This window comes from Streptomyces sp. GC420 (assembly GCF_009916105.1).
GTDB lineage: Bacteria > Actinomycetota > Actinomycetes > Streptomycetales > Streptomycetaceae > Streptomyces.
The window spans coordinates 1-387 of the sequence record NZ_JAAAXQ010000850.1; the positions used below are offsets into that span (position 1 = coordinate 1).

Genomic DNA, 387 nt, shown 5'->3' on the forward strand with positions numbered 1-387 from the left:
GATGACGGCCAGGCAGCGCAAGCACGACGCCGAACTCGGCTTCTGTCTGTGGACCATGCTCGACGAGGACGACGAGGTCATCGGATTCACCGGGGCACAGCCGTGGCCGCGCGACTGGGGCCCGGCCGGTGAGATCGAGATCGGCTGGCGGCTGGGACGCGCCCACTGGGGCCGCGGTTACGCGACCGCCGCGGCCCGCCTCACGGTGGACCGGGTCCGCGCCGCGGGGGTGAGCGACGTTGTGGCCGTGGTCGCCGCGGCCAACGCGCGCTCGATCGCGGTGACCCGGCGCATCGGCATGACCCGCGCCGAGAGCTACGTGTCACCGGTCTCCGGGCGCGAGGCGTACTGCTTCCGCCTCGAGCTGTAGCCGGGCGGGACCCGGGC

The 387-nt window shown here is 73.9% G+C and carries 1 protein-coding gene; it reads left to right on the plus strand.

Annotation, left to right across the window (positions count from 1 at the left end):
- Window positions 1–370: GNAT family N-acetyltransferase (locus tag GUY61_RS38920; protein WP_166634975.1), on the plus strand; the 370-nt coding region annotated here is incomplete at its 5' end.
- Between the last annotated feature and the right edge of the window lie 17 nt (window positions 371–387).